The organism is Bacillus sp. S4, from assembly GCF_040838205.1.
In the GTDB taxonomy this organism is placed as follows: Bacteria; Bacillota; Bacilli; order Bacillales; family Bacillaceae_G; genus Bacillus_A; species Bacillus_A cereus_U.
Window position 1 is genome coordinate 1 of sequence record NZ_JBFPJI010000195.1, and the last position, 6360, is coordinate 6360.

Sequence of the window (6360 nt, forward strand, 5' to 3'; positions counted from 1 at the left end):
AAGTAGCGACATAGTACTACTCATTTTCGTCCTCTATATATTAAGTAGCGATACACCCCTCCTCAAGAAATATCTCCTTTTAAGGGTCTCATATATACTGTACTTCTTGTGTGACACCCTCTTTTATCGCCTACACTATATAGTAGACTCAGAGGCACATCCCCCTCGAGGACGACCAAAAGAGCTACCCTTCTCGGGTAACTCAGTAGAACATGCTTCTTTTTCCACTGCTTGGCGATTGGCTTGCGGGAGAGCATTAGCAACTCGTAGATACCTTCCTCAGTTAAGAACCAAAATTCCGTGTTTTCTCGTAAACCACCATGTCCAACTTGGGTATAATTATTGTTTACACCCAAGTTGTGCTTTACTTTTTCTTCGTCATCTACAGATTTTAACATCATAGTTTGATTCGTGTGCTCAATCCACTCAGCTACATACTTCGCTAGAAATAACGGTTCCTCCACAGTTCCATAAACTTTAAAGCCTTGTCCTAGAACTCCTGCTCATGGTCGATCTCATAAGTTTTAACCTCGGTAGCAGTATGCTCCTCGATGTTTAACAACTGAGTGCGTAATTCCTTGGCTACTTCCGAGTCACGTAGTAGCATTCCTACCCGGAGGATAGCTCTCTTAGGGAAGAGCGCTACATTTCTGTAAGCTATCTTAACTTCCTCTCCGCTTACCATTACTACAAAATGACCTTTTCTAGGCTTTATTTTAGTAGGGTACATCTTGTTACTTACTAAAATCTCTCTAATTTCTTTGCCTTCTAATGATTTATAACCATCGAGCTCTAGCTCGTCTTTGTGCCTTTTTACTATCATTTTAATAACATCGTAGTCAACGCCATAAAAATCAGCAACCTGATTCGCCGTAGCGTACTCCATGTTAGGTAACAATAGTAAGTTCTTCACTCTCTCCAGAACTTCCACTCGTTCTACTAATCTGTCACGCTCAACCTTATTGTCAATTACCTCGATAGTTTTCTTCATTTCTAAGTTTTGTGCTCGTAAGTCTAACACCATAGCTTTCTTTGTATCTTCAAATAGACTAGGGAGGTATTTGTGGATAAACTCTTCCTCACGATCTTCCTGTACGTACCCGCCAGTTTTTCTAATAGTAGGTATAACATCCGAAGTAATCCACTTTTTGAATGCTTTCGCTTGTGGCTTACGTGATGTAATTACTAACGAGTAAAGTCCTGATTCATTGATTATACTTGTACTTTGAGTTCTACCAATGGCGTCGGTTAAACCGACATCACCTTTTTCGTCTTCATCTAATCTAGATACTGCATTTCCTTGGTTCGTTATTTCTAGGATGTCACAAACATCTTTTGCAACAAACCAAATCTCCTCTCCTTGCGTTACTGTTCTGACTTGACCTAAAGCTCCATCAAATAATTGTACGTTACTCATTAGTATTCCCCCTTGGTTATCTCCTCCTATTGAATTACGTTTCAAAATAAGACACAAGATATACCTACAGAAATCGCCAGCACTAGCTTGCACCCTCGGGGTTTAAATCTATACAGTTTGCTATCTCACAAAAGTAATCTCTTAGAATCCATGCACATGAAATTACCGATGTTATAGCCTTTTTGCACATGAAATTACCGATATTATTTCGGCCTAATCCCTTGTGGTTCTAAGGCTCAACCCTGTTTTACGGTCAATCATCCTCTTATATCTTATAGGGGGATTTCACCTCATATTGCTATTCGAATAGTTATTATTCTCTGGAGGCAAACCCTAATAGGAAACTTACGAGCCTTCCTTGTAAAGATTGCCACCTCTAGGAGCCACCCTAAAAATTGTCCATTTTTGACACTCTGCACCTTTTTAGCTACCTCAAAAACGGTTGTAACCCCTGGTATCACTAGCTTCTGCTAGGGATCAGTACTTTCCGGATAACTCTACGTATATACACTGAGTAGTTAAACCTCTGGAGAATAAACCTAGTAGTTAACCCTAATTAGTCCATCTCAGTTTTAAAATATAAAGCTCTACTGAGGAAGGACTCTAGGAGAAATACTTTAAAGATTTACCTATCTCGGTAACGAGAAGAAAAGCCTTTAAAGTATTACCTCTAGAGAATAATCTATTAGGCTATCTCACTATAGACCTTTGTTTTAAATATTTTAAATACCTATAACCTAGAGAAGGATAAACTAATAGAGGTATACCTATAGAGAAATACTTTAAAGATTTACCTTCTCTGTACAGAGATAGACAAGTCTTTAAAGATTTAAGCTCTATAGGTATACCTCTTTTGGCTTTCTCATATAGTTATTGTTTTAAGTGCATTTAAATTCAATACTGGATAGGAGGTCTATATAGTTATTCTCTAGGGTTCTTTTATTTCTTTTTCTAGGGATATTACTCTTAGTTACTCTAATTAGGTTAACCTATAGAGAAAACTCTTTTTAGATAGAGCACGAGATAGGCTTATCACAATAGGACGACTACTGAAGGGTTAACCTAGAGAAGGCAACTGTTTAGTACACAGATACTGAAAATCCCTCAATCGATATTGATAGGACAATTATGAGAGCGAATAGAATAAGCTAAGGGGGGAATTCATATGATTAAACACTTTGGATTAGGAGCCTTATTTATAAGCATTGGCTTATTAGGTGCCTGCTCACAAGAAGAAGCTACCACCACGAAGGCACCATTTGAGGACTACAAGCCATCTCAAGGGTACATTAATGGGGGAGAGTTTGAAGCTCTTGATTATGATATGACTCGTGAGGAAGTATCTCAGTTGATTGGCGGTGTAGGTGAACTATACAAAGAAGAGGACTACATAAAAACCATAATTTACAAGGGTGAAGGCAATATAAAGTTTGCTATGCTGCGATTCGAAGATGGCAAGTTGGATATGTGGAACAAACAGGATCAGGAATAATTGCTTTATTGAGAGTTAGGCATAAGGAGTTAGGTTGAGGAGGTCTACTCCTTTATTACGTTCTTAAAGGTACCTCTCTTACCTACCCATGAGATACGCTATACAAGTGTAACCTTAAGTGCAATAACTATATCCCTTGTCTGACCTGTTCTTGATTAGTAAACGGCTTCATTAGTAGTAAACTCAACGATAATCCACACAGTACTAATCCATTTACATATGACTTGGTAATTGAGCTATAGAAATTTCCTTCTAAGCTATACGCTCTATCTTGTTTACTTTCAGACTCAGAATTATTAAATGTTTCACCTAGAGCTGGCAACTTTGTAGCAACTGTTCGTCCTAGTCTTGTGTGTACTTCCATCTCGGGGTCAATCTCGTAAGTTTCAACTGATTGTGCTGCGTTCTCCTCAGTGTTCAACAGTTGAGTACGAACCTCTTTGGCAACCTCCGAGTCACGTAATAGCATTCCTACTCGGAGGATAGCACGCTTAGGGAATAATCTGTTCTCGTAGCTAGAGTATGTATACTTCTCTCCATTTCTCGATATTACCGTATATGATCCTCTTCTTTTCATTTTCGGAAAGAAGGAACTTATTTTGTTTCCCTTCATAAGCGTGACCCCATCTGAAACAAGTTCATCATTGTAAAATCTAACTAGATTAGTTATTGTTTTCTTTGGTACATTGTAAAAATCTGCGACCTGTTCTTTAGTAGCCATTTCCAACTCAGGTGGCAACGAAAATTCTTTTACTTTGCTAAGTACCTCCACCTTGTCAACTAAACTATCTCGCTTATCTTTCGGGCTGATTACCTCATTAGTTAATTTTACGTCACTCATGAATATTCCCCCTTTGTTTATCTAAATTATATGTCATCCCCCACCTAAAATACAATGATATCCATTAATACCAGAAATAGTAATACTTAGGTAATACTCAGAATATACGTCCTCGTAGATCTAACTTCATAGCTTTCTTCACTTCCTTTTTCCTTTTCCACTACTAGGTTTAACTCACGGATGGCACCTGAGGAGGAAAATCTTGAGTAATTTAATACCAACAAAGAATTAACCGAGGAAGCCACCACCTTTAAGAGAGCCGCTTAGCATAACTAATTAAGCTACCTCGATGTTGGGAGAAAACTTTTTAGAAAAAAAAAACTGAGGAGGTGACTACGTTTAACATAGGCAGCTGTCTCACTGGTAACTAAATGGAAGCCGATTTTCCTATATGATTTCTACTACATATGGCTACTACCGGGTACGCACACCTCCCCCCGCTTTATAATATGTGGGGCTAGAGAGGACGAGCCAAGGAGTATCCCCCCTCAACGATCGCAGAAAGGCAACTAACGAGAGCAACTGTCAGAGGGCAATACCACAGAGTCTAGCCATTCAAGGCAACGATACAAGCAGTACATATGAGCTGGCACTACTCAACCGTACATACAAGCACCAGCTTACGTATTCACTTATCATATCCGCACATGAGAATACTGTTAGGTACACACTCAAGAGATACATCTACATGGTTCATACTCGTATACAAATAAAAAAGAAACAACGAGGCAGCAACTTAATTGTCACCTATCTCGTAGTTCCTTCTTGTAATTTTCTCTTATTAATCTCTTTATATAGCTTACCTTGAGATATCCCCACTTGACTAACAATGTCCTTGATGGAATATTCTCCTGAGTCATACATCTGTAGAGCTACCCTTATTTTGTCATTGTCTAGTTGAGGTCTACCTAGTTTAACTCCACGTTTCTTTGCGCTTGCTAGTCCTTCTTTTGTTCGTTCTGCTATTAAGTCCCTTTCGAGTTGGCTGATTACTGCCATCATAGAGAACATGGCTTTTCCAGTTGGCGTTGAAGTATCCATATTTTCCTTTAGTGATACGAAAGTAACACCCATATTATTTAACTCCTCGACAGTTGTAAGGATATCAAGAGTGTTTCTCCCTAGTCTGCTAATGGCTTCTACAATAACGGCATCACCTTCTCGTACTGTATCCATGAGCTGGGTTAATCCTGCTCGGTCTTTTTTAGTTCCGGTATATTTCTCTTGGATTAATCTATCATAGCCATACTTATTGAGTGCTTCTAGTTGTCTATCAAGTAACTGCTCATCAGTTGAAACCCTAGCGTAAGCGATTCTCATCAGGTTTCTCCCCCTTACATTCATTGTACCTTTAATGTAACATGAGGGTATATTAAGTGTAAAGGTTTTGTGTAATCTTTTGTGTAATAACTTTATGTAACAACCAAAAGGCTTAACAATAAGGCTTGCTTCTCTAGTTAAATGATTACACTTATTTATCGTTTTATGTAATCTTGGAGTAGGCTACTAAGGAAATACTTTAGTGTGTTAACGATGAATAAAACTAGTGAGGTAGGACTATAAAGGTTCTACCTCTTTTGTTTGTGTTGGTGAGGTGGAATAATATGAGTAGTACCTAACAGGGGGATTCTCCAAGGGGATTTCACCTTCTCAGGTAGAGCTCAATAGTTATATTTTTATACCCTTTATAGTTCCTATGTTGATGTACTGAAAAGTGACCACATCGAGGTGGGGGTTACCTATACAGATTCCTCGCTGATAAGCGTGTACCCTACAAAGGGATACACTTATTATAGCCAAGATAGAATGGCTAGGAATGTATAAGTAAGAATGAAAGTAGCTAGCAAGCTCACTTAATAAGAATGCTGAGATTACACAAATAAACAAGGCTACAGTGATAAAGCAATTAGAAACAAGAAAAGCTAATTGAACTAACTGATCACCTGTTTAGTGGCTCAAAAGTCATATTAATTAGCTTTTCTTGTTCAAAACATAGGTCTGCTTTTATTGTTCTCAAATCCTATTAAGCTTTCTTTTAATGCCATCTAATATCGAAAACCCCCAAACATTTCGAACACTGAATCTTTGTATAGCGTTGTAATTCAAATTTGTCAGCAATAACCTCATTATTACATCTAGGGCAGTTTCCTCTTACTTCATTTCGATTACCAAATATTAATGCTCCACCTTCTCCAAATCCCACCGAGTTGCCTGTAACTTGTATATTGCCTTGTTGGGTAATACCATTCATACCAACGGTACCTGAGGAATCATTAAATTTTGTTCCCTTTAAATAATTAGACGAATGATTTGTAGCACGTAAATGAGTTCGATTTGAATTAATATCCACATTTTCCAAACGGTTGTGACTATTATTAGTAGCTGAAACAGATGTAAAGTCTGCATTTATAATTTGATTAATTATAGTTTGCGTACTCCAACCTTCTGTTTCAACAATAAATTCAGAAGGTAATTCTTGCTGGGCTTGTTCCATAATTAAATTAACTTTATCATCTAAGTCTGAGACAACAGAAACAATATTAGCCATTGATTTGATTTTTTCTACATCACTTTCAAGCGTAGATAACTTGGTATTAGTTTGATATATAC

At 37.8% G+C, this 6360-nt stretch carries 6 protein-coding genes and 1 pseudogene; 1 reads left to right on the forward strand and 6 read right to left on the reverse strand.

The features are described from left to right. Positions 1–62 precede the first annotated feature (62 nt). The 3 genes and pseudogenes from AB3X48_RS15990 to AB3X48_RS22095 form a co-directional block, all read right to left on the reverse strand. The gene (locus tag AB3X48_RS15990) at positions 63–464 is read right to left on the reverse strand and encodes a BRO-N domain-containing protein (protein ID WP_367959726.1); all 402 of its coding nucleotides are present in this window, start codon (positions 462–464) and stop codon (positions 63–65) included. A gap of 26 nt (positions 465–490) precedes the next feature. Next, entirely contained in the window at positions 491–991 is a 501-nt protein-coding gene (locus AB3X48_RS22090) for a hypothetical protein (protein ID WP_483298826.1), read from the reverse strand. A gap of 141 nt (positions 992–1132) precedes the next feature. Beyond that, positions 1133–1417: pseudogene (locus AB3X48_RS22095) on the reverse strand (BRO-N domain-containing protein); the annotation flags it as partial. Positions 1418–2582: 1165 nt separating this feature from the next. Here AB3X48_RS22095 and AB3X48_RS16000 point away from each other — a divergent pair. Next, the gene (locus AB3X48_RS16000; protein ID WP_367959728.1) at positions 2583–2909 is read left to right on the forward strand and encodes a hypothetical protein; all 327 of its coding nucleotides are present in this window, start codon (positions 2583–2585) and stop codon (positions 2907–2909) included. Positions 2910–3036: 127 nt separating this feature from the next. Here AB3X48_RS16000 and AB3X48_RS16005 read toward each other — a convergent pair whose 3' ends face one another. The 3 genes from AB3X48_RS16005 to AB3X48_RS16015 all read right to left on the reverse strand — a co-directional run. After that, positions 3037–3750 (reverse strand): hypothetical protein, encoded by a 714-nt coding sequence (locus AB3X48_RS16005; RefSeq protein WP_367959729.1) that lies wholly within the window; start codon positions 3748–3750, stop codon positions 3037–3039. Positions 3751–4497: 747 nt separating this feature from the next. After that, positions 4498–5070, reverse strand: a complete 573-nt coding sequence (locus tag AB3X48_RS16010; protein WP_367959730.1) for a recombinase family protein — start codon at positions 5068–5070, stop codon at positions 4498–4500. A 715-nt stretch (positions 5071–5785) separates the two neighbouring features. Next, on the reverse strand, positions 5786–6360 hold a 575-nt coding region (locus AB3X48_RS16015), incomplete at its 5' end, for a hypothetical protein (RefSeq protein ID WP_367959731.1).